This is a genomic window from Paenibacillus sp., from assembly GCF_048976745.1.
In the GTDB taxonomy this organism is placed as follows: domain Bacteria; phylum Bacillota; class Bacilli; order Paenibacillales; family Paenibacillaceae; genus Paenibacillus.
In genome coordinates this window covers 784559-810022 of sequence record NZ_JBHGUU010000006.1, presented here as the reverse complement: position 1 = coordinate 810022, position 25464 = coordinate 784559, and the positions used below count along the sequence as shown (strand labels likewise).

23 protein-coding genes are annotated in these 25464 nt (G+C 43.8%); 8 read left to right on the top strand and 15 right to left on the bottom strand.

Translation table 11 applies throughout. The features are described 5' to 3' along the window. Window positions 1-45: 45 nt before the first annotated feature. The 5 genes from ACE3K2_RS10345 to ACE3K2_RS10325 all read right to left on the bottom strand — a co-directional run bounded on the left by ACE3K2_RS10345 (window position 46) and on the right by ACE3K2_RS10325 (window position 7686). Entirely contained in the window at window positions 46-801 is a 756-nt protein-coding gene (locus ACE3K2_RS10345) for a gamma-glutamyl-gamma-aminobutyrate hydrolase family protein (RefSeq protein ID WP_421889496.1), read from the bottom strand. 219 nt (window positions 802-1020) lie between these two features. Beyond that, entirely contained in the window at window positions 1021-3006 is a 1986-nt protein-coding gene (locus tag ACE3K2_RS10340; protein WP_421889494.1) for a methyl-accepting chemotaxis protein, read from the bottom strand. A gap of 319 nt (window positions 3007-3325) precedes the next feature. Next, window positions 3326-4210: an aminoglycoside phosphotransferase family protein gene (locus tag ACE3K2_RS10335; RefSeq protein ID WP_421889492.1), complete on the bottom strand. Its 885-nt coding sequence runs from the start codon at window positions 4208-4210 to the stop codon at window positions 3326-3328. A gap of 121 nt (window positions 4211-4331) precedes the next feature. Next, entirely contained in the window at window positions 4332-5858 is a 1527-nt protein-coding gene (locus ACE3K2_RS10330) for a response regulator transcription factor (RefSeq protein WP_421889490.1), read from the bottom strand. 64 nt (window positions 5859-5922) lie between these two features. Continuing rightward, entirely contained in the window at window positions 5923-7686 is a 1764-nt protein-coding gene (locus tag ACE3K2_RS10325; protein WP_421889488.1) for a sensor histidine kinase, read from the bottom strand. A gap of 206 nt (window positions 7687-7892) precedes the next feature. Here ACE3K2_RS10325 and ACE3K2_RS10320 point away from each other — a divergent pair, with 206 nt between their 5' ends. The 3 genes from ACE3K2_RS10320 to ACE3K2_RS10310 all read left to right on the top strand — a co-directional run bounded on the left by ACE3K2_RS10320 (window position 7893) and on the right by ACE3K2_RS10310 (window position 10980). Further along, entirely contained in the window at window positions 7893-9206 is a 1314-nt protein-coding gene (locus ACE3K2_RS10320; RefSeq protein ID WP_421889486.1) for an ABC transporter substrate-binding protein, read from the top strand. A 69-nt stretch (window positions 9207-9275) separates the two neighbouring features. Continuing rightward, a complete protein-coding gene (locus ACE3K2_RS10315; protein WP_036670879.1) occupies window positions 9276-10148 on the top strand; it encodes a carbohydrate ABC transporter permease in 873 nt (290 codons plus the stop codon). A gap of 1 nt (window position 10149) precedes the next feature. Continuing rightward, a complete protein-coding gene (locus tag ACE3K2_RS10310) occupies window positions 10150-10980 on the top strand; it encodes a carbohydrate ABC transporter permease (protein ID WP_421889484.1) in 831 nt (276 codons plus the stop codon). Window positions 10981-11122: 142 nt separating this feature from the next. Here ACE3K2_RS10310 and ACE3K2_RS10305 read toward each other — a convergent pair whose 3' ends face one another. Both ACE3K2_RS10305 and helD read right to left on the bottom strand, forming a co-directional pair. Then, the gene (locus ACE3K2_RS10305) at window positions 11123-11821 is read right to left on the bottom strand and encodes an SDR family oxidoreductase (RefSeq protein ID WP_421889482.1); all 699 of its coding nucleotides are present in this window, start codon (window positions 11819-11821) and stop codon (window positions 11123-11125) included. Window positions 11822-12078: 257 nt separating this feature from the next. After that, window positions 12079-14496 (bottom strand): RNA polymerase recycling motor HelD, encoded by a 2418-nt coding sequence (helD, locus tag ACE3K2_RS10300; protein WP_421889480.1) that lies wholly within the window; start codon window positions 14494-14496, stop codon window positions 12079-12081. A gap of 406 nt (window positions 14497-14902) precedes the next feature. On the opposite strand from helD, the gene ACE3K2_RS10295 reads away from it, so the two are divergent. Then, a complete protein-coding gene (locus tag ACE3K2_RS10295) occupies window positions 14903-15883 on the top strand; it encodes an aldo/keto reductase (protein ID WP_421889478.1) in 981 nt (326 codons plus the stop codon). Window positions 15884-15959: 76 nt separating this feature from the next. Here ACE3K2_RS10295 and ACE3K2_RS10290 read toward each other — a convergent pair whose 3' ends face one another. The 3 genes from ACE3K2_RS10290 to ACE3K2_RS10280 form a co-directional block, all read right to left on the bottom strand. Further along, window positions 15960-16331 (bottom strand): iron chaperone, encoded by a 372-nt coding sequence (locus ACE3K2_RS10290; protein ID WP_421889476.1) that lies wholly within the window; start codon window positions 16329-16331, stop codon window positions 15960-15962. A 131-nt stretch (window positions 16332-16462) separates the two neighbouring features. Further along, window positions 16463-16933 carry an HIT family protein gene (locus tag ACE3K2_RS10285; protein ID WP_421889474.1) on the bottom strand — a complete coding sequence of 157 codons (471 nt, stop codon included), beginning with the start codon at window positions 16931-16933 and terminating at the stop codon, window positions 16463-16465. Between the two features lie 96 nt (window positions 16934-17029). After that, window positions 17030-18070 (bottom strand): NAD(P)-dependent alcohol dehydrogenase, encoded by a 1041-nt coding sequence (locus tag ACE3K2_RS10280; RefSeq protein ID WP_421889472.1) that lies wholly within the window; start codon window positions 18068-18070, stop codon window positions 17030-17032. Window positions 18071-18260: 190 nt separating this feature from the next. Here ACE3K2_RS10280 and ACE3K2_RS10275 point away from each other — a divergent pair, with 190 nt between their 5' ends. Beyond that, window positions 18261-18674 carry a MerR family transcriptional regulator gene (locus ACE3K2_RS10275; RefSeq protein ID WP_421889470.1) on the top strand — a complete coding sequence of 138 codons (414 nt, stop codon included), beginning with the start codon at window positions 18261-18263 and terminating at the stop codon, window positions 18672-18674. Between the two features lie 93 nt (window positions 18675-18767). On the opposite strand, the gene ACE3K2_RS10270 is transcribed toward ACE3K2_RS10275, so the two are convergent. Then, complete coding sequence (locus tag ACE3K2_RS10270) at window positions 18768-19346, bottom strand: TetR/AcrR family transcriptional regulator (RefSeq protein WP_421889468.1); 579 nt, start codon at window positions 19344-19346, stop codon at window positions 18768-18770. 223 nt (window positions 19347-19569) lie between these two features. On the opposite strand from ACE3K2_RS10270, the gene ACE3K2_RS10265 reads away from it, so the two are divergent. Then, window positions 19570-20475 (top strand): AraC family transcriptional regulator N-terminal domain-containing protein, encoded by a 906-nt coding sequence (locus tag ACE3K2_RS10265; RefSeq protein ID WP_421889466.1) that lies wholly within the window; start codon window positions 19570-19572, stop codon window positions 20473-20475. A gap of 125 nt (window positions 20476-20600) precedes the next feature. Here ACE3K2_RS10265 and ACE3K2_RS10260 read toward each other — a convergent pair whose 3' ends face one another. Next, the gene (locus tag ACE3K2_RS10260) at window positions 20601-21629 is read right to left on the bottom strand and encodes an ABC transporter substrate-binding protein (RefSeq protein ID WP_421889464.1); all 1029 of its coding nucleotides are present in this window, start codon (window positions 21627-21629) and stop codon (window positions 20601-20603) included. A gap of 208 nt (window positions 21630-21837) precedes the next feature. Between ACE3K2_RS10260 and ACE3K2_RS10255 the strand changes: the two genes are divergently transcribed. Both ACE3K2_RS10255 and ACE3K2_RS10250 read left to right on the top strand, forming a co-directional pair. Then, entirely contained in the window at window positions 21838-22650 is an 813-nt protein-coding gene (locus ACE3K2_RS10255; RefSeq protein WP_421889462.1) for an undecaprenyl-diphosphate phosphatase, read from the top strand. Window positions 22651-22850: 200 nt separating this feature from the next. Further along, window positions 22851-23216: a winged helix-turn-helix transcriptional regulator gene (locus ACE3K2_RS10250; protein ID WP_421889460.1), complete on the top strand. Its 366-nt coding sequence runs from the start codon at window positions 22851-22853 to the stop codon at window positions 23214-23216. Between the two features lie 111 nt (window positions 23217-23327). On the opposite strand, the gene ACE3K2_RS10245 is transcribed toward ACE3K2_RS10250, so the two are convergent. The 3 genes from ACE3K2_RS10245 to ACE3K2_RS10235 all read right to left on the bottom strand — a co-directional run bounded on the left by ACE3K2_RS10245 (window position 23328) and on the right by ACE3K2_RS10235 (window position 25003). Next, window positions 23328-23798, bottom strand: a complete 471-nt coding sequence (locus ACE3K2_RS10245; RefSeq protein WP_421889458.1) for a GNAT family N-acetyltransferase — start codon at window positions 23796-23798, stop codon at window positions 23328-23330. A gap of 166 nt (window positions 23799-23964) precedes the next feature. After that, window positions 23965-24588, bottom strand: a complete 624-nt coding sequence (locus ACE3K2_RS10240; protein ID WP_421889456.1) for a hypothetical protein — start codon at window positions 24586-24588, stop codon at window positions 23965-23967. Window positions 24589-24604: 16 nt separating this feature from the next. Continuing rightward, complete coding sequence (locus tag ACE3K2_RS10235; protein WP_421889454.1) at window positions 24605-25003, bottom strand: DUF3888 domain-containing protein; 399 nt, start codon at window positions 25001-25003, stop codon at window positions 24605-24607. Window positions 25004-25464: the final 461 nt, after the last annotated feature.

Sequence of the window (25464 nt, the reverse complement as noted above, 5' to 3'; positions counted from 1 at the left end):
CTCCTCTGTTTTTATAAACAGGAGGTCTTTTTTCTTCACTACATGTTATACGGTGATGTCTTCAATGTGGATATTATATCGTGCGGATTGAGAAGCATTAACAAATGCGTCAAATAACTTTTGACTATAGTCATCTACTTTGTAACTGTACTCTGGATGCCATTGTACCGCCAAAACAAATGTCTGGTTCGGCATAACAACCGACTCTACGAGTCCATCTTCAGCGGCTGCCACGGCAGTTAACTTATCCGATAACATCTTGATCCCCTGATGGTGATAACTGTTCACTTTTATTGTATCGGTTTGCAAAATATCGTATAGAATATTATTTTTCTCAATATGTACATCATGTACAAGATTTGAATATGGCGGACTTTGCTTATGATTAACGATCTTGTTCCCAGGAAGTTGAAGGCTGGTTGGAATGTCTTGATACAACGTACCACCCAAAATAACGTTAAATAATTGTAGTCCACGGCATATGCCAAAGGCAGGTTTATCAAGCTCAATTACCTTCTGTAATAATATTGACTCCATCATATCGCGTTCAAGACATAACTCTCCACAGGTAACCTCAGCATGTTCATCATATAGCTCAGGGTTGAGATCATGTCCCCCAGTAAACAGGAACCCATCGAACTCATTAGCCAACCTTGTTATGCTCTCGGTATCTGTTGTCAAAGGCAGCATTATTGGTATTCCGCCTGCTCCCTCTATGGCATTCATATAATCTGGAAGCATCCAGTAACTTTTTTTGTCAGTATCAACTAAAGGCAGTACACCAATCATCGGCTTTTTCATGGCTTTACCTCCCAGCTTTTCATTCATTTTATCAGATCTCTTCCTATACAAATTCACTGAATTATTGCATTATCCTACCTCTGTGATCTACGAACCCGTTTCATCTGAAATGCTGGAAAACGAAAAAACCAAACAAAGCCGCTAGAACAGCGACTTTGTTTGGTAATTGTAATACTTTGGACCCTGGCGAAATCAATCCTCACACATCAATTTTCCACTCTAGAGCTTAAACCGGCGAACCAGTTCTTGCATGTTCTCAGCTGTTTTGGATAGCTGTGCAGAAGATGCAGATATCTCCTCCATTGCCGCCATTTGCTCTTGGGCTGCTGCTGAAGTTGTCTGAGCGCTATCAGCCGACACTTTAGAGATATGACTCATGGCTGCAACGGTGGCCGAGACTTCTTCCGTACTGGCTGACAGCTGTTCGGAGACAGCGGAAATATCCTGAATTTGATCCACGATATGAGCTGTATATTGTTCAATATTAGATATGGTTGCAGAAGCTTCTTGACTGATCCGCATTCCCTCACCAACTTGATTGCGAACTTTATCATTCATAAGGGAGGTGGATTTGGCAATCAGATCGAGCATTTTGCCAATGGTAGCACCTATGTCGTCCGCACTCTGTTTGGATTGCATGGATAACGTGCGCACCTCACCAGCAACAACAGCAAACCCTTTACCGTGATCTCCTGCTCTTGAAGCTTCAATAGAGGCATTCAGTGACAGAAGGTTGGTTTGCCGTGAGATATCCGCAATCGCTTCATTCATTCGATTGGCTTCGGCGGACAGACTGGACAGTTCATTAATCAATGCCGAGGTTTCTTCAACAGCTCCGAGAATATGTTCCATTTGTTCTCCAACCTGGTTTATGGTTTTCCCACCATTAGCAACAGCGCGCTCCGTCTCTTCAGCTGAATCAACGATGGCACTCGCAGATTCTGCAATTGTACTGATACCTCTCGCCATCTCTTCTACGGCATTCGCGGTTTGTTCCGAATTTTCCGCCCCAACGATAGCTGATTCCGCTGTCTGGTGCATGGTTTCCGCCACATGTTGAACCGATTGGGTGGTTTGTTCGGTACTTTCCTGAATCATTTGGGAAGAGTGGCTTAACAACGATGACGTCTGATGAAGTTCAGCAACCACCGATTGAAGGGAGATGGTCATTTGGTCAAAATCATTAGCCAACATACCAAATTCGTTCTCGGTTTTAAGATTAACCCGTTCGGACAGATTCCCTTCGCTTACGCTGCGAGTGGCCTTTCGCAGTTTTTGCATAGGTACAATAAAAGATCTCAGAATGAAGAAAATAATAACTCCGGCAATGAATACAGATACACCAATGACGGTCAGACTTGATACCATGATGGGTTTCGCTGCGGCGATGAAGTCTTCATGGCCCATCAAAGCAATAACATTCCACCCCGTCAATGCATTAACCCCGTTATATACCTCCAGATCATACGCCAGATCCGTTCTAACAAATTGGGAAAATGCCATCGGTTCATCGGAACTTGAAGCCGTATTTGGATGAACCGGAATTCCCTCGATTAGCGCTCCGCCGAGTTCTCCTCCCCCACCTTTTACAATGGCACCGGACCAAGCTGCGATGGTTCGATTGGAGTCAACCACAATCAGGCTCCCATTACCTCCTACATCCACATCAGATATTTCTTTTGCTAATTGCTCCAGATCCAGTTTAATCCTTGCTACACCTTGTTGATTGGAAAGAGCCTTTGAAATTTCTACATAAATCTTACCGGATACCGGATCTGTCATAATAATCGAAAAATAGAGTGACCCTTTTTTACTTTCAGCATGGGTATACCATTCTGTGCTGCGTGGATCATATGTCACCTCTTCTGTTGCTGGAGATGATATAACACTACCTTGGTCGCTGCCCACAGTTATGGCAAGAATATCAGGATATGTATCAGCTAATTGGTCAATTCCTACTTGTACCACTTCGATGTTCGCCTGACTGGGAGCGGAGCTATACATACTGTCTATATAACTCAATAATGCTGCTTTTTCCCCTACCAGATTGTTAATATGCTGTCCTGTCATCGTTAATATGGTATGGATGGGCTCTGTCATTTTTTGTTGCACCTGATCTTTGGCACTATGATACGAGAAATAACCGATAAGTGCAGTGGGGATAATAAGCACTGCAAGGAAAGCTGCAATGAGTCTAGTACTCATTAATCGTAAACTGGCTCCGCCTTTCCTATAAAATGACCTTTTTTTCTTTTTCTTTTCCAAAGTGAATCTTCCTCTCTTTATCCATTTTTGGTAGAATCAATCGGCAAGCAAACGCAAAAAAACCCATATATATGCACACCCAAAGAGACTTTGAGCGTAAATATACATAGGTATTGCCTGAATGAATTCAGTAACAAGCCGTATTTGTTTAGTATTATAACATAAATTATAGTATGACTTAACCCATAGATTTCCATTTAGTGAATTTATGCTCCCAAACGTCAACTGCTCGTTGAACTGAATGGATAAGCATTCGCCTTTATCTTTGAGTTTCGTAATCGTTAATGATTACTTCTATAATATTATATTGTTCATCTGCAATTGCTTTGTTAGATTGTTTATTACGGTTGTAGGTTATTAAAGCCTTCCATAAAGCCCAACCTCTTGCTCTATTCCAGGTTTCTTCATCAAATTTTAATGCATTCTTAAATGCCTTTCTGCTACTATCATCAAAAAAAGTCCAAGCCATTGCAGCATCGCAAGAAGGGTCTCCTACCCCCAATATCCCAAAATCAATAACCGCACTCAGTTTACCATTTTTAATTAATATATTTCCTGGAGCTATGTCACCGTGGACCCAAACGGGTTCACGATCCCACTTTGAAGTTAATGCCAGTCCCCAGATTTCTCCCAATAGATGTTTATTAAAAATAGTTACATTATTATTAATGGCATCTCTACACTCATTTTCGTATACAACAATATCTCCGCCCCTATAAAAATTATGTTTGCCAGCTAAGGGACCTTCACTGGCATCAATAGATTGTAATTCAACTAAAAATCCTCCCAAATCAAGTGCAAATTGATTTGCATCATCAATATTGTCTAATGTTACTGTCTCTCCATCCAACCATTTGTTGACTGACCAAGGATATGGGTAATCTTCACTGGGTTCTCCTTTAGCTAATGGTTCAGTTATTTGTGTAGAGAGATGCTTGGCTAAAATGGGTAACCATTTTTGTTCTTTTTCAACTTGGGGTACATAGGCTTCCTCACTTGGTAACCTAACGCTCATACTGTTTCCTAAGTGAAAAGTTTTATTATCATTCCCACTTTTTTTAACAGGTTTAACTTCTAAATTGGCCCACTCTGGAAATTGGCTATTTATTAACTTCGATACTAAATCTACGTCAATTTTTATCATTTATCATTTCTCCTTTTAATTTTATTAATCACCCAAAACCCAGTTACAGTCCCAAATTGATTTGTTAAGTGCATCCTTATCAACCTCCTTTATTACAAGTTCCGCTATCCTGCCTGGTTCACTATGATTGGGTCTTTATACCAGACATCTGTTGTTTATATTCGGTAGGACTTAACCCCTTATACTCTTTGAACACCTTCGAGAAATAGTGCTGATCGCTAAACGACAGCAAATCGGATACTTCCTTAAACTTCATGTCCGGTTGACTTTCCATCAGTCTGCAGGCTTCCTGAATGCGAAGCTGGGTGTAATACTGAACAAACGTTATTTGTGTGGCATCCTTGATCACTCTGCTGACATATGATGGACTGACGTGAAATTTCGTGGCAATGTCGTTGATGGACAATGGAGAGTATTTATTTCGTTTTACGTAATCGTCAATCTGCTCGAACAGGATCGCCTTGCTTTTTCGAACGTGGGATTGCAGCATATCGAAGCACTGTCCCGTCCATTCCGTCAGTTCCCGGCAAAAAACGGCATAGGACTGTGCCTGAGCGAATTGTCTTGACCGAAGCTCCAGCCCCAATCTCATGCCCGTCCCCTGTTCCTCGTACAGATGCGCAAAGGTGTCTACAATTAATCCGATAAACCGCTCTACCTCCGTCATATGTACATTTTCCTCTGCCCATCGATTCAGCAATTCAGATAACTTAAGAGCAAACCGTTCTTTCTGCCTCGCCTGAATCATCTGTACAAACGCAGATTCCTGCACCGAATCCAGACAGCCTGTCTCGGATCTGGCCATCGACACCGGATTCCCTGTATCCAACACTAATCCTTGTGTCAACCGTTGCTGCTCAGACAAGATGGACGACATGCGGTTATAGAGCTCAGGCAGATTACCAGACTCAGCGAATAAAAGTTGTCCTCCAATGATCGCATCGATGTCATGCGCAACCAAATGCCGTCGCAACGATTCAAGACATTCATGTACAGATGAGTACACTTCAAGTGCACTCTTGTTGACAAAAGCGATGAATTGATATGGGATTTGACTGGTGTACACACGACAAGCATGGAATGTAAAAAAATCCTTCATGATAGCCTCAAGCTCCACCTGCACCCATCGTTCATGCCCTGTGGTGAAGGGTTGTTTGCTCATAATCATCATCATCTGGCTGAATAAAGGCGGAAAATCCTCCCCTTGTTTCGCCGTAGTCTCACATTGGGGATGAATGATTTCCTGCAAATCCACCAATTCCTTGGACATCTGTTGATCAAGTTGGTCAATCACCCGACCCATGACTTCTTCAAGTGCCTCTCGCTCGACCGGTTTCAGCAAATAGTCAAACACTTGCAAGTTCAATGCTTTTCTTGTGTATTCAAAATCGCTGTACCCACTAATTAGAATGACCTTCAGTTCCGGGTTGGCAAGCTTGGCTTGCTCAATCAGGGACAGGCCATCCATTTTGGGCATTCGAATATCTGTCAACAACAGATCAATCGGTGACTGCTTTATCGCTGCCAAGGCTTCCTCTCCATTCGTTGCCGTAGCCGCTACACGAATCGGGAAGCTCAGCGTTTCCAAGAGCATTTTTATATTACGTAATATGGGTTTGCTATCTTCAACGATCATCGCGTTATACATCTTCTGTACCTCCTAGTTAGGTCGTGTCTCAAAATTTGCTTGCTTCGGAGTTTTCAGACACGCCCTAGTAAAAATCCTTCGTCAGTGAGCCGATGATTTGAATTGTTGCTCCATGTTGCTCTTCCGCATGATTGTTAAATATATTAATAAAAAGCCGGTTGTTATACATTAGTTTGAGCCGATTAACGCTGTTGATAATCCCCATGTTACCAAGGGCTGTTGCACGAGCGGCCGTCTGGTTCATTCCGGAATCCGATGCCTGAATGCTGGCTAAAATCTCCTGGATTTTATCCGGTGGAAACCCCTCTCCGTTATCCTTGATCTCCAAAGCCCATAATCCGTTATATTGCTTCACGGTAATCCGGATATGCCAAGGCGGCGCGGTGTTGGCAAAGGCATGTTCTATGCAATTTTCCACAAACGGCTGAATGACCAACCGCGGCAACCGGATTTCGTTCGCCAGCTCGTCAGCACAGATGTCCCATTCCAGATCCTCTTCGTACTTTTGTTGTACAAGGGACAGGTAATGTCTCGTATGTTGAAGCTCTTCAGCCAAAGTCACATGCGCGTATGGTGAAGAGACAATATAACGCAAACTGTCGGAGAGATGTTTGCACATATCCGATACAACCTTGGTCTTCCCCTCTTGCGCGGCAATGCTGATCAGATATAAAACATTATGAATAAAATGAGGTGCGATCTGTGCTTGCAGCGCCGAATTACGTGCCTTTACTTCTTCATGAAGTGCCGATTTCTCCCGGTCAATGGATTGTCGGAGCCGCTCCATCAGATCCTGAAAGGCTTCATTCAGCAATAAGAGATCGTTATTCTTCGGCGTTTCATCCACTTTCAGATTCATATTGCTGTAGTTCATGCGCCAGATCTGACTGCGTAGCTTGCGGATAGGCAGAAGCAGGTTACGTGTCGACAGGAAGATATACACAAACGAAACCAGCATCAGTGCTGTAATCAGCAGAATGGACATCGTCTGAACCGAATGGATCGAGCCTAGAACAGATTTTTTGGGCGTTATGATATACGTGATCCAACCTGTGCTCGGTGATGTGGAATGTGTGATATAATTGTCGTCTTTGTCGACTTCCAGTCCCTCGTCTGATGCAGGCTTCGTCCAATTGGCAAATGTCACACCGTCTTCCGTGCCTGTCATCTGCTCCCCATGTTCATTCAGAATATAGACTTCTCCTGCTGTGATCCCTTCCGTAAGGTTCTGTATATAGGCCTGTTCCATCTGAATGCTAAGATAACCGTACACTTTACCATTCTGATCATTGATCGTGCGAACAAAGGAAATGGTATCGACTTGGCGCAGCAGAACAAAACCACTTTCCGTCCAATCTCGTCCGATCTGGCTACTCTCCATCATGGTGTTCAGGATTGCGGGAGGATTGCCTGTACCCAGATATGATGTCAGGAGAACACCGTGATTGTCATAGATGGACATGTCCTTGATATTCATGCTCGGCCCGATCGCCTGAAACATGATGTCTTTGATGATCCGAATCTGTTTCAGCCTTTCATAATTACTATGTGCTGAAGAGCTTTTGTCCATGGCCACAAAAATATTTTTGCTGGATAATATTCGCTGCGACATCTGATTCTGCTGCTCCACATAGAGATCAACTTGTTCTCTTACCTTCGTAGCGGTCACGAGTGTATCCTGCTCCGTTTTCAGTTTGAGCGGGCGGATAACAATCACATTCACATAAACGATAAAACAGCCCAGCACAAACAAAAGCAGAGCCAGAAACGTCAAAAACACCTTCGTCTGCAAACTGAATTGAGTTGCTTTATGTATGAGTTTTGTCATTCTTAGAGGTGCCCTCCTGTTCTGACATGATGTGAGATCCCTTCGATTTATGTCCTACTGTATCACGCTCTCTCATGAAATGATAGCGATTTCAAGTTCAGAATTTTACACATCAACATTCAAGCACAGACATGTACCGGGGGGAGAAAAAAATCTATAATCGGACTTGTAAACGGATTCAACAAACGTTTGGAGGGGGATTTGCATTGAAAACAATAAAAAGAAAAAAGGCGATTTCCATTATTCTGGCCAGTTTATTATCCATCTCATTAACCGCTTGTGGTTCAGGAGATACGGATTCAGGTACAGCTGCTGGCGGGGACAGCAAGGGCGGAAAAGTTACATTGGAGCTGGCAATCTCCAAAAGTTCTCAGGACTCTGCCTTCATCCAGCAGGACATTCTTGATGCATTCGAAAAACAGACGAACATTCGCGTCAATTTGCAGCTGATTCCAGCGGAACAAACAACGACCGTACTGCAAACCAAACTGGCTGTAGATGAAACACCTGATATTATTCAGTACAATCTGGCGAGCGCAGTCACGGACCTCAACCTTGAACGTAACTTCGAGATTCTGGATAACGAACCTTGGGCGAGCAGAATCGTGAACAAGGACGTCCTCTCTTCTGGTGGACACCTCTACAGTTTCCACGTCAGCCAAGATACAGGGATGCAAGGGGTCGTTTATAACAAACAAATCTTTGAAGAACTCGGATTGTCGATTCCAACCAACTACGAAGAATTCCTGGCAATCTGTGAAAAAATCAAAGCAAGTGGCATTACGCCTGTATTCATGCCTTATAAAGACGCCTGGGCTGCCAACATCTGGCCAGCTGCAGCATTTGCCGATTTTGCAGCCAAAAATGACCCGACGTTTTTTGATGAATTGAACAGCAACAAGAAAAAATGGTCCGATATTCCCGAGTTCAAAACATTCCTGGAACAACAGTATGAAGTGTACACCAAAGGCTACACCAATACCGATGTACTCAGCGATAGTTATGACATGGCCGTAGGTAAATTCCTGAACAAGGAAGTTGCCATGATGTTTATGGGCGACTGGTTAATTGAAGGGGTAGCCGAGCAAGATCCAAATATGGAACTGGGCGTATTCCCGATTCCATCGTCGGACAATGCCAGTCTGGGTGCAAGCCCACTGGGCGGACAACTGTTCATTCCGAAGAAATCCAAACATTTGGATGAAGCCAAACAGTTCCTGGACTATATCGCTTCCAAAGATGTTGCGCAACAGATCGTGGATTCCAAAGGATACGTATCCAATTTCAGTGATGTTACTACACCGGAACTGCCAGCCTACAAACAGGATATTGTAGACAATTACATTACGCCGAAGAAAACCGTACTGACCACGGATGCATACATGCTGGTTGATCGCAGCGAACTGTACCGATTGTTGCAGGACCAATTCGCAGGCGGATTGTCACCGGAGGAAGTACTGAAATCCTGGGATGAGAAGTTCAGTCAGCTAATGCAGGATAAAGGTGTAGAAGGTTTCTAAAGAGTGAAATATAAGGCAGCATCACAATGATCAATCGTTATGCTGCCTGGCTATAACGGAGTGTGAGACATGAAAAGGACCAAAAATCTGTACTCGTATTACATGATATTTCCCGCATTGATTATCTACTCCATCTTTTTCGTTGTGCCTGCTCTCGCCGCTTTCTATTACTCTTTCACGGATTGGCGGTTGGATCGATTGGAGCTGAAGTTTATCGGGTGGGATAATTTCCAGAAAATTTTCTCAGACAAAACGCTGATTCTGGCGCTGAAAAACACGGCGATATTTGCGATCGTCACCGTAGTGGGCAAAAACGTTATCGGTCTGTTGCTGGCCGTAGGACTTAACATGCGATTAAGAACAAAAAACCTGCTGCGTGCGATCTTCTACTCCCCTTCCATACTCAGCATCCTTGTGATCAGCATTCTGTTCACTCCCATGTTGCGTACCGAAGGTACAATCAACAATTTGTTGGAATCGGTAGGATTGCATTCGTTAAGCCAAGCTTGGCTGACCAACCCATCGATTGTGATCTGGACGATTGCCATCGTCTCCATCTGGCAGAGCGCCGGTTTCCAAATGGCCATCTATCTGGCTGGTCTGCAGTCTATTTCCCAGGAGTATTACGAAGCCGCCAAGATTGATGGCGCAAGTTCGTGGAGAAGTTTTTTCAAAATCACACTGCCACTCTTGCTGCCAGCCATTAACATTAACCTGATGCTGACATTGATCGGTGGACTCAAAGTATTCTCCGAAGTGTACGTCATGACCGGTGGTGGCCCGGGTAACGCTTCCCAGGTCGTAGGTACGATCATTCTGCGATCTTTCGGCGAAGGCAACTGGGGACTTGGTACGGCGGTCAACACCCTTCTGTTTGTGGTCGTTACCATTATCGCTATACCGCTATTGATCTTCATGCGGCGTAAGGAGGTTACGGAATAACATGGGCTATACACGCAAACTCGCCATCCGCAACTATATCGTGGAAGGGTTACTGATTCTGGCCTCTCTTATCGTTCTGTTGCCGCTTGTCATTCTGATCTTTGGTTCATTCAAAACCAGTGCCGAAGTGCTCAGCTTTTCCCTGAGTTTCCCGGAAACATGGCAGTTCTCGAACTATGTTCGTGTCTTCCAGGAAGGCGGTCTATCGCGAGCATTCTTCAACAGTATTTTGATTACGGGCGTATCTTCCATCATTAATATCGTTGCTTCTTCCGCAGCGGCATTCATTCTGGCACGTCGGGAAACCAAAATGTCCGGCACCATCTATATGTATTTCTTCATGGGACTTATTGCGCCAATGTCCATTATTACGACCATACGGGTTGTACAAGGATTAGGATTCTACGGCAGCATCACAAGCGTTATCCTGATCTATGCCGCGCTAAATACGGCCTTCAGTGTATTTTTGTACAGTGGATTCATCAAAACTATTCCACGAGCGCTGGACGAAGTCGCATTTCTGGAAGGAGCAAGTGTGTTCGGTGTGTTCTTCCGCATTGTCACACCGCTCATCCTGCCTGTTAACGCAACGGTAGCGATCATGGTGTTCATGTCCGTCTGGAATGACATCACCATTCCGGTGTACTTCCTGACAGACAGCTCCACGTGGACGATGCCGTTATCGATCTACAATTTCTATGGTAAATACAGTCGGGACTGGAACCTGATCTTTGCCAATCTCGTGCTTACTTCATTGCCAGTATTCATCCTGTATCTATTTGGGCAAAAATATATTGTCAGCGGCCTCACTGCCGGTGCAGTTAAAGGTTAAACCTTATATGCTCTCAGAACGTTAATGCGTGAGAAAATCCGAGGAATCTTCACTGACAGACTTAACCCCCACCTTATCTGGTAGGGGTTTTGTTTGGTATACATCGAGTATATCAAGAACATGCATCTACACTGCTCTATTATTAAAGCAATTGCGGATAAAGGGCAGCAACACCACCAGCGAGACCCTGTTGTACATTTCGACTGGTATCATCAGCAACAATCTCGTAGAGATCCGCTTCGATTGAATCTATTGCAATTTTGGCAATATCCGTTGGGCTTGTTTTCGGTGCATCAATACCCGCTGTCATATCCGTATCCATGAATGCAACGTGTAATCCGGCAACGCGAACATTTTTAGGGGCTAATTCCAGACGTAGTGCATTCGTAATTCCCCACTGAGCAGATTTTGCAGCTGAATATGCACCTGAGTTACCCAGGCTGAGCCAGGATAGTGCCGATAGAATATTCAGAATCGAACCTCCTCCGTTCTTCTCTATTGCCGGTGCAAATGCACGAATCATGGAAAGCGTACCGAACACATGTGTATCGAATTCCAAGTGAATATCGTCCAGTTCACCCGTGAGCAGCGAAGCACCCTTCGCAGAACCAGCATTATTGACGAGGAGGGTTACATCACTCGCTACCTCAGCTGCAGCCAAGACAGATTGGGGATCAGTAATATCGAGTTGCAGTGGAATAGCCCCTGGTAGATCAATGGATGCAGGGTTGCGCGCCCCAGCATATACTTTGGCCCCCCTCGCTAGCAACTCAAGAGCAAGTTTCTTACCCAACCCTCGATTAGCCCCGCTTACAATAGCAACTTGTTTGGAAATGTCCATTGATTAATACTCCCTCTCATTTGAGAATTCATTTATGTTTGAGAACATTATGGGAATGATCATTCTCATAACTCCCAATAACAATTTATCATATCGGGAACGATCAGTAAAGAATAACTTTTAACACTCCTGTCTTCATTTCACGAAAGAAAGATGCCAATAACCTTTTGATAAAAGGCTATGAGCATCTTTCTTAATTCTTCATATACAATGGACTACTTAATTGATAACAAAGTGACCTATATCAGTCTCCGCAATCAATATGATCTTATCTCATACAGATTTGCAGGTAATGCCTGTACAAACGGTGACCACTCACGCGTTGTGTAGAGTTGAAGTCGATGCATGGCCCGTGTGCAGGCCGTATACAGCAGCTTGCGGTCATATTCCTGGCTGTACGCTTCCGGTGAAGCATCATAGATCAGGACAGCATCGAACTCGACGCCTTTGGCGAGGTACACAGGAATAATCATGATTCCTTTTTCAAAAATCTGTGTATCCTTCGTTATGAGTTGTAACCCTTCGCCTCCTTGACTTTGTAATCTTTCATGGGCTTCCCGGCTTTCAGCCGCGGTCTTCGTAATTACAGCAATGGAACTGAACCCCTCTGCTTTGAGCGAGGCAATGTCTGCCAGAATCTGTGCCACCCGTAGCTTATCGTTCTTCAATCTTGTTAAAAGAGGCTTCTGATCTCCCCTCTCAAAAGGTTTAATCTCTTCTCCCCCTGGTAACATGTGTCTCGTGAACTCAACGATCTCTTGGGTTGAACGATAACTGCGTACCAGACGGATCAATGTGGTTTCGGCTTCTCCATACAGATGGACCAACGGCGAGTTGGATGCTGCTAACTCCGTAGCCTGCATAAAGATCGCTTGCCCGAAATCGCCCAGTACGGTCATACGAGCACGAGGAAACAGTTTCTTGAGATATTCGTATTGAAACGCCGAATAATCCTGGCCTTCATCCACGAAGACATAACGGATCTCCGTGTTCGTCCGGACACCTTCAATCAGTTCTTTTACATATAAATAAGGAGTAGCATCCTCATGGAACAACTTGTTCTGGAGTATCATTTCCTTGGTCTGTTTGCAAATCTCAGGCCAGTGCAGCGGGGGAATTGCCCCATTCGTTTGTTCTCGATATGCGGTTTCATTTACAAAGAGTTGTTCATAAATACCTTTTACATCCACGAACTGGAATTTTCGTACACTCTTTCTTAGAGGTTTAAACATGTCTTTCACCAGTTTCTGACGAAGCAGTTCCTCCTCCCGCACTGCAAAGTTAAAGGCACCCTCATCCTGCTCTGCACTGTTATTCCCGTTATCTCGTGCTGCGTATTTTTCCGCCACATCGAATACAGGCTTTTCTTTATGCAATATGCTGAAAGCTTCCACGTACTCTTCTGTGTCCAAATAATTCAACTCCTCCAGAACCCAGTCTGCTTCCCGTTCCAGACGTTCCAGCGTAATGAGTTCTCTCAGCAACCATTCCTGCACAAGAAGAATGCGGTTGGACAATGTCAGATTTTGATCCAAACTGTAGAATTGGGTCTTGATTCGATCGGCAGTAATGAATTCACGTCCCCGAAATTGAATACCGTTGAACCGCATGCCCTCGCCTCCCAGCCACATGCCGTAGTTCTGGAGTACTTGTAGAAATGTCTCGGAAGCCTTGTACTTGATCGCCTCCAGACGAGCTTCATATCCCGGATCTTCCTGGGCTGTCAGTACATATTCAATCTGATCAAAGGCATCCTCCGGTCGCAAGGAGGAATCCAGCCAATAATTGAGATATTCCTGAAATGTCGTCTGCTGCATATTCTCTTCACCAAGTTCCGGGAGTACGGTGGAAGTATAACTGGTAAACATCGGATTCGGTGAGAAAAGCACAATCTGATCTGCTTTGACCGTCTGGCGGTGTTTGTATAGTAAGTACGCCACTCGCTGTAACGCAGCGGACGTCTTGCCACTGCCGGCCGCACCCTGAACGATAAGCATCCGGCTTCGATCATCACGGATAATGGAATTTTGTTCCTTTTGGATGGTTGCAACGATGCTCTTCATCTGAGAGTCTGCACCCTTAGCGAGAACTTGCTGCAGCAGCTCGTCACCAATCGTCTCTGTTGAATCAAACATGCTAAGCAGCTGCCCCTGTTGTATCTGGAATTGACGCTTGAGCTCCATCTTTCCCTCGATTCGTCCTGAAGGTGTGTCATAGCCTGCCGGCCCGGGAGAGTGATCATAGTACAGACTCGCAATTGGCGTTCTCCAGTCATAGATTAGAAAGTTCAAACCCTCCTCATCCATAAAAGATGATACGCCAATGTAGATCTGTTCAGTAAATGTCATGCCTTTTTCCATATAGTCGAAGCGACCAAAATACGGTGTTGGAAGCAGTCTCTTCGTATTTTTCCATTGCTGTGTTAACAGTTTATGCCCGCGCTCCCGCTCGGCCAACACTCTGGATTGCTGATTAATAGTGTAGAAAGCATCTTCAAAATCCGTGTACGAACCCGTGTTAATCGTCACTTCTTCCCAAAACCGTTTACGAATTTCGGCAGCCTGCTCATGCAGTCCGGCAACCTTCGGTTCTAACTCTTCGAGTCTTGCCTGAAGTTTGTTCCTCACCTGCACCAGTCTTTCCTCTTCCAACTTCCATTCAACGGTTTTATCCATGAATAAGTCCACTCCCTTTTTCCATTTATTAGGACTAAAAAAAGAGCATTGACAAATCGGAATGCGGGATGTAAAATTAAATTAGGAGAAATAATGATACACCCTTTATACGAAATAAAAATGTCAATTGCGCTATAGATTATATCATGGCTCTTTTTTACGTTCAATCCTTTTTTTGATTATTTAAATGAACAATAATTTATATTGAATACGATGTCCCTCGTGCTACTCCGAGGGGCATCTTTTTTTATGCTTTCTATCTAAGGCTTCTAGGACTGTGATAGGATTAGGCAAAACTTTGATAGGAATGTGGTACAGGTTGTTCCATTCGTTATGACATAATAATGTGTAAATAGGTCGCCATACTGGTGGCAATGATAAATATTAGAAAGGAGTTGAACACGACATGGAATATACGAAACTTGGTAACACAGGCTTGGACGTATCTCGATTTTGCCTGGGATGTATGGGATTTGGAGACGCCAGTAAATGGGTTCACCAATGGGTACTGAATGAAGAGGACTCTCGCCCCGTGATCAAAAAAGCGCTGGATCTAGGCATCAATTTCTTCGATACAGCCAATATATATTCTCTGGGTACGAGTGAGGAGTACCTTGGTCGGGCGTTGAAGAATTACGCCAATCGGGATGAGGTAGTTATTGCAACCAAAGTACACGGACAAATGCATAAAGGACCCAACGGTTCTGGCCTTTCCAGAAAAGCCATCCTGAGTGAGATTGATAAAAGCCTGAAACGATTGGAAACGGATTATGTAGATCTGTATATCATTCATCGTTGGGACTACAACACGCCTATTGAAGAAACGATGGAAGCCTTACATGATGTGGTGAAATCCGGTAAAGCAAGATATATTGGTGCTTCAGCCATGTTCGCTTGGCAATTCCAAAAGGCATTACATGTAGCAGAAAAAAATGGTTGGACCAAGTTTGTCTCCATGCAAAACCACTTGAACCTTATCTACCGTGAAGAGGAACGCGAAATGCTGCCTTTATGCAAGGAAGAAAAGATTGGTGTGACTCCTTACAGCCCTCTTGCTTCAGGCCGGTTGACCCGCGACTGGTCTGTATCGACACTTCGTTCCGAGACTGACGAAATTCAGAAATCCAAGTACAATGCGACCAGTGATGCAGATCGACTTGTTGTTGAACGAGTGGCATCCATTGCAGAAAAATACGGTGTCCCCCGTACACACATCGCACTTGCATGGTTGATGCAAAAAGACACGGTAGCGGCTCCGATTATCGGTGCTACCCAATTGTCGCATCTGGAAGATGCGGTAGGTGCTCTTTCGGTTAAGTTGACCTCAGCAGATGTTGCCTTCCTTGAAGAACCCTATGTACCTCATCCTGTAGTAGGTGCTCAATAGTAGGTTTTGCTTAAATATGTAATAGACCCCCTCTTTCCACATCCGGAAGTTGGGGGTCTTCTTTATATATCGTGATTTATTTGCGCCAAAACGTTGAACATTCTGCCTTATCTTTTATATTGAACTCAATCATTCTCTCAAGTAACGAATAATCAATCTCCTGTTTCCACTTCATTCGCACCAACTCTTTGGTATGATCATAACCCGCCTGAGTGATCTCTTCCGAAAAACGATTAATTCCTGCCTTCTCGGGAGCAACAGCCAAATGCTGCTTGGATACACTAAACCCAATAATAAAGGTATCATGGTCGGTAAACATCGGCTGGTTCCAGGCTATTTTTTGTTTTAAATTTGGAAATTTCTCAGTAACCCAGTTCAAAACTTCTTCCGTTCGTGCCTGATGTTCCGGGTTATCGATGCGCGCTATAAATTCTGCAAAGGTCTCCATTAGTTCCCCCCTGTATCATGAAATATACTATTTAATTTGCCCTATTTAAACTCATTCTATCATGAATATCTAATTCAGAACCCCTTATTTGCCCGAAACCTCAACAAAACAAATGAGCAGCCTGCTAGACTTTAAATGTTTTCCTTCATCCAAGAACGCAACTGATCAGCATAGAGTGCTCGTTCTTCCGGATCGGACGGAGAACCATTGGTCAGATAAAGTTGATCATTCACATATCGGGGGTAAACATGCAGATGATAATGCCACACGTCTTGATTACCAGCAGGTTCATTATGTTGTCGTGTAGAGATTCCATCACATCCATATGTACTTTTCATTGCCAATGCTGTAAGCTGAGCTGCGCGATGAATCTCAACAGCATAGTCCGCAGGAAGTTCAAAGATGTTCTCAAAATGCTGATTCGGAACAACAAGAACATGTCCTTTATTGTTAGGCCACCATTTGCCTGCTATAAATGCCGTTACCTTGTCATTCTGAAAGATGATATCCCTTTGCTTTGTTCCCTGATCAGGTCGCTCGATACCCCAAATACGACAAAATGGACATTCATATGGGTACCAAGAGCGGGAGCTATAAAGCACCCTACAAGTAACAAAACAGAAAAGCAGCTGACCTTATCGGCAGCTGCTTTCTTTTATCTTTCTTTAACCATCCCTATCACTAAACACACTTCACACTTATATGGTGCTGACATCAATAACAAAGCGATATTTCACGTCGGAAGCCAGTACACGTTTGTAAGCTTCGTCAATCTGATCAGCGGAGATGACCTCAATGTTAGGCGTAATATCATGTTCTGCACAGAAATCGAGCATCTCTTGCGTTTCACGAATGCCACCAATCATGGAACCTGCGAATGAACGGCGATGACCGATAAGAGAAAATACGTTTACAGCTAATGGTTCCGCAGGGGCACCCACGTTCACGAGTGTACCATCCAGCGTAAGCAGTGAGAAATAAGCATTAATGTCTATATTGGCACTCACGGTGTTAATCATCAGATCAAATGTGCCTGCAAGTTTCTCGAATGTTTCCGGTTCGCTTGTAGCATAGTAGTGATCTGCACCAAATTGCAGTCCATCTTCTTTTTTGCTCAAGGATTGGGAGAGAACCGTTACTTCGGTACCCATCGCATGTGCAATTTTGACAGCCATATGACCAAGGCCACCCATACCTACAACGGCAACTTTCTTACCTGGGCCAGCTCCCCAGTGATGCAGTGGTGAATACGTCGTAATACCGGCACACAGCAAAGGTGCAGCAGCATCAAGTGCAATGTTATCAGGGATGCGAACGACAAAATTCTCTACGACAACAATATGAGTTGAATATCCACCTTGCGTAGGCTCACCGTATTTGTCTACTCCAGCGTAAGTTTGAATATTTCCTTTGAGACAGTATTGCTCTTCACCTTTACGGCAGTTAACACATTCACCACAAGAGTCCACCATACATCCGACCCCTACGCGATCACCAACCTTATATTTGGAGACTCCGCTTCCTACATCGGTTACAATTCCGGCAATCTCGTGTCCAGGAACCAGTGGATAGTTCACAGGACCCCATTCGCCGTGGGCAGTGTGGATGTCAGAATGGCAGATACCTGCATATTTAATCTCAATTAATACATCGTTGGTATCCAGATCACGTCGTTTAATTTCAGCACTTCTGAATGGTTGGTCTGGTCCGTCAACGGCTCTGGCTTTAGCTATAATCAATGGTATAACCTCCTCGTAATTTAAAGTTCAAAATAATTTTATCCCCTCTAGTTAACTCTAGGTCAAATGTTTATCTTTTTTTTATCTCCAATGTACTTTGACATCCAGTAATCCAACATGTTAGAATTCACTCGGATCAATCCTAGAGTTAACTCGAAGTCTACCCCTAGTAGAAAGGAATTCATTCTAAATGACCTATTCAATCGGTGAAGTTGCCAAAAAATTAGACCTTACGGTATATACATTGCGTTACTATGATAAGGAAGGACTCATGCCTTTTGTAGAACGTACCTCGAGTGGAACACGGATGTTCAAAGATTCAGACATCGACTTTCTAAAGATCATTCAATGCCTGAAGCTCACCGGGATGCCTATTAAAGACATTAAAGACTTTATTGAATGGTGCTCTGAAGGGGACTCCACGCTGAAGCAAAGATATGACATGTTCACGGAGCGAAAAGCGATTGTGGAAGCACAAATGGAGGAACTAAGAAGGACCATGGAAGTTATTGAGCACAAACGCTCCTACTACGAAACTGCTTTGGAAGCTGGAACCGAAGAGATCCATAAAATCAAACCGGTGGAAAATGCCATAACCAATTGATGGTTGATGATTTTTTATGAAATTCATGCAAAAAAAAGTAGCTTGAAGTCCGCTAACGGATTTTAAGCTACTTTTTTCGTACGTCTCTGCTCATCACTTCTCCAAAAGTTTCATGGATACATTGACAATCCGATTTAATTTTTCCTTATCCGTCGAGGTTCTCGCCATGGCTCTGATGCCGACAGAGATATTGTGCAGGTACTCTGCCATTTCCTTCGCATCATGATCAGAAGAGAATTCTCCATCCCGCTGTCCCCATTGTATAATCTGCTCGAACATTCGCTCCGTTTCGTTAAACGATTCAAGAGATCGGGTGTTCACGTCCGGATCACGTGTGCCCAGCTCCACCGCCGAGTTCACGATCATACAACCGGATGGTATATCCTCTGCTTCACTGATCAACACATCAAAAATTTTATGCAGTGCTTCCACTGCCGTCCTGGATGCCTTAATCTCTGCAAGTAATGTGGTGCTGACCTTGCCGCTGTATCGATCCATTGCCTGCAAGAACAGCGAATGTTTATCGTCAAACGTATCATATATACTTCTGCGATGAATTCCCATATGCTCAACCAGGTCACTCATCGATGTCTTCTCGTAACCTTGTTCCCAGAAGATCTTCATCGCTTTATCCAATACTTCATTTACTTCAAACTCTTTACTCCTAGCCATAGGACTTCCCTCCCAAAATCAATCTAACACATCGGGAACGATCAGTAAACAAAAGATACTTAACCCTTCTTTTCCTTCTCAATCGTGAATATACTGCCATCAATCCGCTTGCCTTATCCATTCGCATCAAATGTTTGCCTATTCCTATTCGTTTACTACCGCCTTGGGTCCATATACGATAGAATGTGCTTTATTAAGCTGTGTCGAAAAAGGAGAACTACGTATGTCTGACGGAGTACACGAACATCAACACGAATTAGCCAGACGCATTGACCGTTATTCCAACAAGGATGGGGTTCACTCGACGGCGATCCCATCCTTATTTCTAATCCGTGAATCGGTTGTTACTGAACCTATATTTAGAGTGAATGAACCCTCCTTCTGCATTGTCGTGCAGGGTCAGAAAGAGGTTCTGCTGGGACAGGATCGTTTCCGATATGGTCCAGGAAGTTATATCGTGGCAACCGTTGACTTGCCCGTTAGTGGACAAGTGATTCAAGCCTCGTCACAGACTCCTTATCTGGCCCTGAAACTTGAATTCACATCCAGGGAGATTCTGGAGGTATTGAACCACTCCGATTTCCCGGCAAGACCGCACAAAACGACGAGACGTGCGATGTTTGTCAGCCAAGCTGAGCCGTCTCTGTTGGATGCAGTCGTCAGGTTAGCCCGTTTGCTGGAAGATCATTCGGAAGATATCCCACTGCTCGCTCCTTTGTTCAAAAAGGAAATCCTCTATAAAGTTCTGAAAGGTCCCCACGGGATTGCCCTGGAACAAGCTACGATGGAGGGCAGCCACACCTATCGAATCAGAGACGTTATTAAATATATTATGAATCATGCTGATCAGAATTTTCGGATTGAGGAATTGGCGGTTTTGGCCAATATGAGTGCTGCCTCGCTTCACAGACACTTTAAAGAAGTGACTGCCATGAGTCCGATTCAGTTTCAAAAACAACTTCGACTGCAAGAAGCTCGGCGCTTGTTATTATCCCAGTCCACCGATGCAGCAGAAGTAGCATTTCAGGTAGGTTACGAGAGCCCTTCCCAATTCAGTCGTGAATATTCTCGCATGTTTGGTCTTCCACCCAGAGAAGACATTAAACGCCTGAGAGGCATGGACCAATGAACGATTGCCTTCTCCTGTTATTCTACTAGCTAAACCGTTCCGCATCTAAAAAAGAGCATCTCCCCGTCTTCTAACGACGTTTGGAGATGCTCCCATACTACTCTACGATATTATGCAGTCCGATCTTACTTTTCCGAAAGCAAGCTATCCGAAATAAATTGCAACTGACCTTCCAACGTTAACGGGTCGTTGTATGAGTCTGAGGTCGGGTCGAGCTGGAACACATGATTTGCCTTCACCGCAGGCAAGTTTTTCCATAATGTATTGTCATATACGATCTTGGGATCGGTTTTGTCTCCCGACCACGGGCTGGTGAAGATGATATCACCCGCATACTCCGGTAATAGTTCCATGGAGATTGAAGCCCATCCAGTCCCACTGTCAATCGCTTCAGCTTGAGCCTTGGGTGGTGCCTTGAGTCCAAACTCCCCGTAAATAATCTCACCGCCTCGACCATAGTTATGACCAAACACAAATAATCCTTTGGCATATGGATTCAATATGGAAACGGTGCGATCACCTACGGCTTCCTGAACCTTAGGTTTCAGTTCGTTGATCTTCGCTTCCCATTGAGCATTCCAAGCTTTAGCTGCATCTTCTCTATTGGTAAGCTTACCCATTTCAAGCATCAGATCTTTGAAATTGCGCTTACCATAGGCAATCTGTACGACAGGCGCAATCTGTTCCAGCTTATCGATGCCCTCTGTACCCGTGTACACGATAAATAGGTCAGGTTTTAAACTGATCATTTTCTCGGGGGTAGGTGTTTCGCCCAGATCAATGGTACCCGATGCTGCAAGTTGATCCTTAATATATTTGTTGTTCATCGCTCCTGATAAAGCACCGACTACCGGAGCATCCAGGGCAACAAAGTAACCCGTTGAAAATGATGTCAAATCAATAATGCGCTTAGGATTCTTGGGCACCTGTACTTCGCCAGCATCCGATTGATATGTAACGAGTTCCTCTTCGGAGTTTGCCTCTGTACTCGCAGAAGAAGCTGAATCCGAGACCGCCTTGGTTTCTGTCTCCGCAGCTGCATTTGTGCTGTCCCCGGTAGTATCCTTGGTCGTGGCAGACTGACCACATGCACCAAGAACAAGTAGCATGATGAGTGCCATCATGATCCATATTGGTTTTCTTTCTTTTCGCAAAATAAACCCACCTTTTCATTGATATTGATAATCGTTATCAACGATATCATGCTCTGCAGAATTTGACAAGCTACGTTTATTTTCCTCTCTCTATGGACTCTAACTTGCAAGTCACCAACTTAAACAGCTATCATCAATAGAGTAGACAAGTCACTTTTCTTAAAAAGAGAGATCATTGGAAAGCCAATGAAACGTCAAGGAGGACAACATGGAAGAGATTATATTGTGGTTAAAGTATTTGTTTTTAGGTATTGTTCAAGGTGCAACGGAGCCGATTCCTGTCTCCTCTAGCGGTCATTTGATCATCGCGCAGAAACTAATGGGCCTTAAGCAGAATGGATTGTCATTTGAAATTTTAACAAACACGGCATCACTTATCGCTATTATTTTTATTTACCGGGAAGATATCAAAAAGTTGATTACTGGTGCACTTGGTTACCTAAGTACTCGTAAAGAAGAATATCGAGCAGACTTCATGTTTTGCTTATACATAGTTATTGGTACGATTCCTGCTGCTGTTGTTGCAGTCCTGTTCAAGGATCGGATTGAAGAAATCTTCTCGTCCGTATATACCGTTTCCATCGCGCTATTAATCACTGGGGTTGCCTTGTGGCTGATTCGTAATCTTCGGGGTCGTAAGCAGGACGGAGATCTGTCTACGAAAGATGCGCTGTTGGTGGGTCTGGCTCAGGCTGTCGCTCTTATTCCGGGTATAAGTCGTTCAGGGGCAACTGTAATTGCGTCTATCGCTGTCGGCATGAAACAGGAAACCGCTTTGAAGTTCTCCTTTATGCTGTACATTCCCATAAGCATTGGTGGACTCATCATGGGTGTATCGGACATTGCCAATGATCCGAATCGTTCTCAGCTGGCTATCCCTTATCTAATCGCATTCATCACAACCCTTTTTGTGACCTATTTCTCCATGAGATGGTTCATGGGCATTATGGCCAAAGGCAACCTGAAATACTTTTCGTATTACTGTTTTGCCGCAGGAACATTGTTATTGATCTTCTTATAAAAACAGACACTCACACCAAAAGGAACAACCAGCGATGGTTGTTCCTTTGTTGTATTGTAGCAGAGCCATACGAGAAGAATTAATTTTGGAGTCACCATAAATCTTCTTTACTTCGTAGTAAGCTTGGTATAAACTGAGCCCGAACCAATAAATAGTACAGTATTTTAGGATAGGTACTACCCGGAAGGATAGTGTTACTCATGAGTATGGCTGAATACCACGGTAAAGTGAAAAACATTGAAGATACCCCATTTGGTTATACGTTGTCTGTTATTGGTGGCAAATGGAAAATGGTAATTATGTACCTACTGGCAGAGAACCCGCCTGTCCGCTTCAATGAACTGAAAAGGCAGATCGGCGCGATCACGTATAAAACGCTGAGTTCACAGCTCAAAGAGCTCGAAGCAGATGGTATGGTTGAACGGAAAGAGTACCCTCAAGTCCCTCCTAAAGTCGAGTACAGACTGACAGCCAAAGCTGAGAGGTTATTGCCCGTTTTGGAAGGACTATGCGAATGGGGCGCCCAACATCAAGACACATCGGTCAGTAATGTCGCAGCAGATTAATCGATTGTGTCTATATTTTTAGATTAAATAATTGGTGTATATGGCGTATGTTAAAACGCAAAAAAAGTCGCCAATCGGCGACTTTTGTAATTTACATTCGTATAATTATACTTATACTTTTTCATGTACCAGATCTTTCTGGTAGGCCAACACTTTGTCCCAATTGCCACTGAAAACAGGAATTCGATAATACCCTACACGCTCATACAGCGCGGCTGCTTCCGGTTGCAGTGGACCTGTTTGCAGTTTTAGATTGGTGTAACCCAGTTCGCACGCAAGACGCTCTGCTTCGGCCAATATAGCTTGGGCAATCCCCTTACGGCGATAACCACTGCGTGTATACATGCGTTTGACTTCCACAGATGTTTCATCAAGGGGCCGAAGCGCTCCGCAACCAACCGGATACCCGTCAATTCTGGCAACGATAAAAGCCGCACGTGGTACTTCAACGTCTGAGAGCTGAAATCCCGCTGTTCCATCGCCACCATAGAGCAAACCAAGCTCTTCGCTCAGTTCTTTAATCAATTGCAGCGAATCCTCGCTGCGAATATCTTCTGCTGCTGCATGAACGATATGTGTCACTTCACATACCCCCTTTATCTTATTGGAGTTATTGGTTTTAATAATATATCTAAATTATCATTCCCAACACCAAGCGTCAATTCCCCTATCCATTGAATATTTCTATAAGTAACCGAACGAATCATCACCGTATATGGCACTCCAATTCCTATCAAGAGGCATGGTCCTATTGTTTGGCATACTGCAAAATGGCTGCAGCCGCACGAATTCGCAGCTCTTCTTCTTCACTGTGTAACGCTTCTCTCAGCACATGGAGAGCTGTTTGAATCGTGGCTTCATCTACCCCTGTTGAGGGAGAGTTGGCTGCTTCGGATGCTACGCTGATTGCAAGCCCGCGATCCAGTTGTGCTTGTGATATGGAATATTCAAACTTTGCAAGGATGGATGAGTCATTTTGCAGTGCCTGTACTTTGTCATTCAGCTCAGCAAGGGGAATGCGTCCCAACCAAGTGACTCCGCGCCGATGACAGATCAAGTCCTCTTCTGTGCCAGCGGAATCATCGTAATAATAATCCCCGATATCCCCAACATACGTCCATTCATCATCGCTAATTAATACATAATCTCCATCCTGCATAAGGTTAGCAAATGTATGTAGTGTCGCCAGTATATTCGCCAATTCTGTTTCATCCAATCTATAGTGCTGAATCAACTGTTCCTTCCACAGCTCCGGGGGCGTTTGCTCCAGATCTCCTGTACCTGACCAAGCGATTCCTATGTAATTATCCTCCAGAAATGATGCTAATCTGTTGACTCCCTGCACGTTGGACTGGATATGATACAGATTCATGTGTACAGCCTTCCTTTCAATCATTCGTATGAACATAGTTAACCATTGTAACATTAGTCGTGTCTATTTCAAACGTAATGATCTCTTTCCCATATGGCGGGTTATGTGGACCGTAGAATGTTCTTATTTCCAGAGCAATTCGAAATTTGTAACCTCCCAGTGTAAGTCTTTTGAGATCCAATACATGAATATCATATAGCCCATAGCTAGGGATCGGCATATGTTTATCCTGATAATAGCTGATAATCTCACGGGAGATGTATGGGTTGAGCATCGTAAGTGCTAATGGTTTATAGTTTTCTTCCTGCACGCTCTCAGGAACTGCATATGTAACATCTGTGTTTAGGTATGCACTATTTATTATTAATGTTATGGCTCCAAGTATTAGGAAAAAAAGTCGTTTTTGAATTACCATACTCATCCACCTTTTTTTACTTTCTATTATCCCGAGTGAATGCAAAAGCATACGAAATATTTAACGATCTTTTTTTTAAACTAAGCTATATATCTGAGTTGTAAACGTGATGAAACTTGATATATTGATAATCTATATAAGTTGAACTAAACATTTACACGAGAACGCAGAGGGCAGAAATAACCTGAAGAAGCGGAGCTAAAAGCTTTCAATGGAAAGCTACTTCGTAAGCATAAACTCGCCTTTATCTCCAGATTTTCACCTTGCAAAAGTAAATCAAAAAATCTGGGAAAACAGTGATCGGAAGGTTGTTCTGCAATCGGAGTGGTATGTGTAAATACTCTTAAGTTCAACTTATATAGCATACACCTCTAGTTATAGCCTCAGGCTATAACTAGGTATAATTTAATGGAATTACATTATAACTCCGGTTCTGTGATAAATTTTGTGTAACATAAAAG

Coding starts and splice junctions, on each gene's coding strand:
- ACE3K2_RS10305 (WP_421889482.1), bottom strand. CDS start 11,821: ATGGACATTTCCAAACAAGTTGCTATTGTAAGCGGGGCTAATCGAGGG.
- ACE3K2_RS10340 (WP_421889494.1), bottom strand. CDS start 3,006: ATGAGTACTAGACTCATTGCAGCTTTCCTTGCAGTGCTTATTATCCCC.
- ACE3K2_RS10315 (WP_036670879.1), top strand. CDS start 9,276: ATGAAAAGGACCAAAAATCTGTACTCGTATTACATGATATTTCCCGCA.
- ACE3K2_RS10265 (WP_421889466.1), top strand. CDS start 19,570: ATGTCTGACGGAGTACACGAACATCAACACGAATTAGCCAGACGCATT.
- ACE3K2_RS10295 (WP_421889478.1), top strand. CDS start 14,903: ATGGAATATACGAAACTTGGTAACACAGGCTTGGACGTATCTCGATTT.
- ACE3K2_RS10275 (WP_421889470.1), top strand. CDS start 18,261: ATGACCTATTCAATCGGTGAAGTTGCCAAAAAATTAGACCTTACGGTA.
- helD (WP_421889480.1), bottom strand. CDS start 14,496: ATGGATAAAACCGTTGAATGGAAGTTGGAAGAGGAAAGACTGGTGCAG.
- ACE3K2_RS10250 (WP_421889460.1), top strand. CDS start 22,851: ATGAGTATGGCTGAATACCACGGTAAAGTGAAAAACATTGAAGATACC.
- ACE3K2_RS10325 (WP_421889488.1), bottom strand. CDS start 7,686: ATGACAAAACTCATACATAAAGCAACTCAATTCAGTTTGCAGACGAAG.
- ACE3K2_RS10235 (WP_421889454.1), bottom strand. CDS start 25,003: ATGGTAATTCAAAAACGACTTTTTTTCCTAATACTTGGAGCCATAACA.
- ACE3K2_RS10335 (WP_421889492.1), bottom strand. CDS start 4,210: ATGATAAAAATTGACGTAGATTTAGTATCGAAGTTAATAAATAGCCAA.
- ACE3K2_RS10330 (WP_421889490.1), bottom strand. CDS start 5,858: ATGTATAACGCGATGATCGTTGAAGATAGCAAACCCATATTACGTAAT.
- ACE3K2_RS10310 (WP_421889484.1), top strand. CDS start 10,150: ATGGGCTATACACGCAAACTCGCCATCCGCAACTATATCGTGGAAGGG.
- ACE3K2_RS10240 (WP_421889456.1), bottom strand. CDS start 24,588: ATGAATCTGTATCATATCCAGTCCAACGTGCAGGGAGTCAACAGATTA.
- ACE3K2_RS10255 (WP_421889462.1), top strand. CDS start 21,838: ATGGAAGAGATTATATTGTGGTTAAAGTATTTGTTTTTAGGTATTGTT.
- ACE3K2_RS10345 (WP_421889496.1), bottom strand. CDS start 801: ATGAAAAAGCCGATGATTGGTGTACTGCCTTTAGTTGATACTGACAAA.
- ACE3K2_RS10270 (WP_421889468.1), bottom strand. CDS start 19,346: ATGGCTAGGAGTAAAGAGTTTGAAGTAAATGAAGTATTGGATAAAGCG.
- ACE3K2_RS10290 (WP_421889476.1), bottom strand. CDS start 16,331: ATGGAGACCTTTGCAGAATTTATAGCGCGCATCGATAACCCGGAACAT.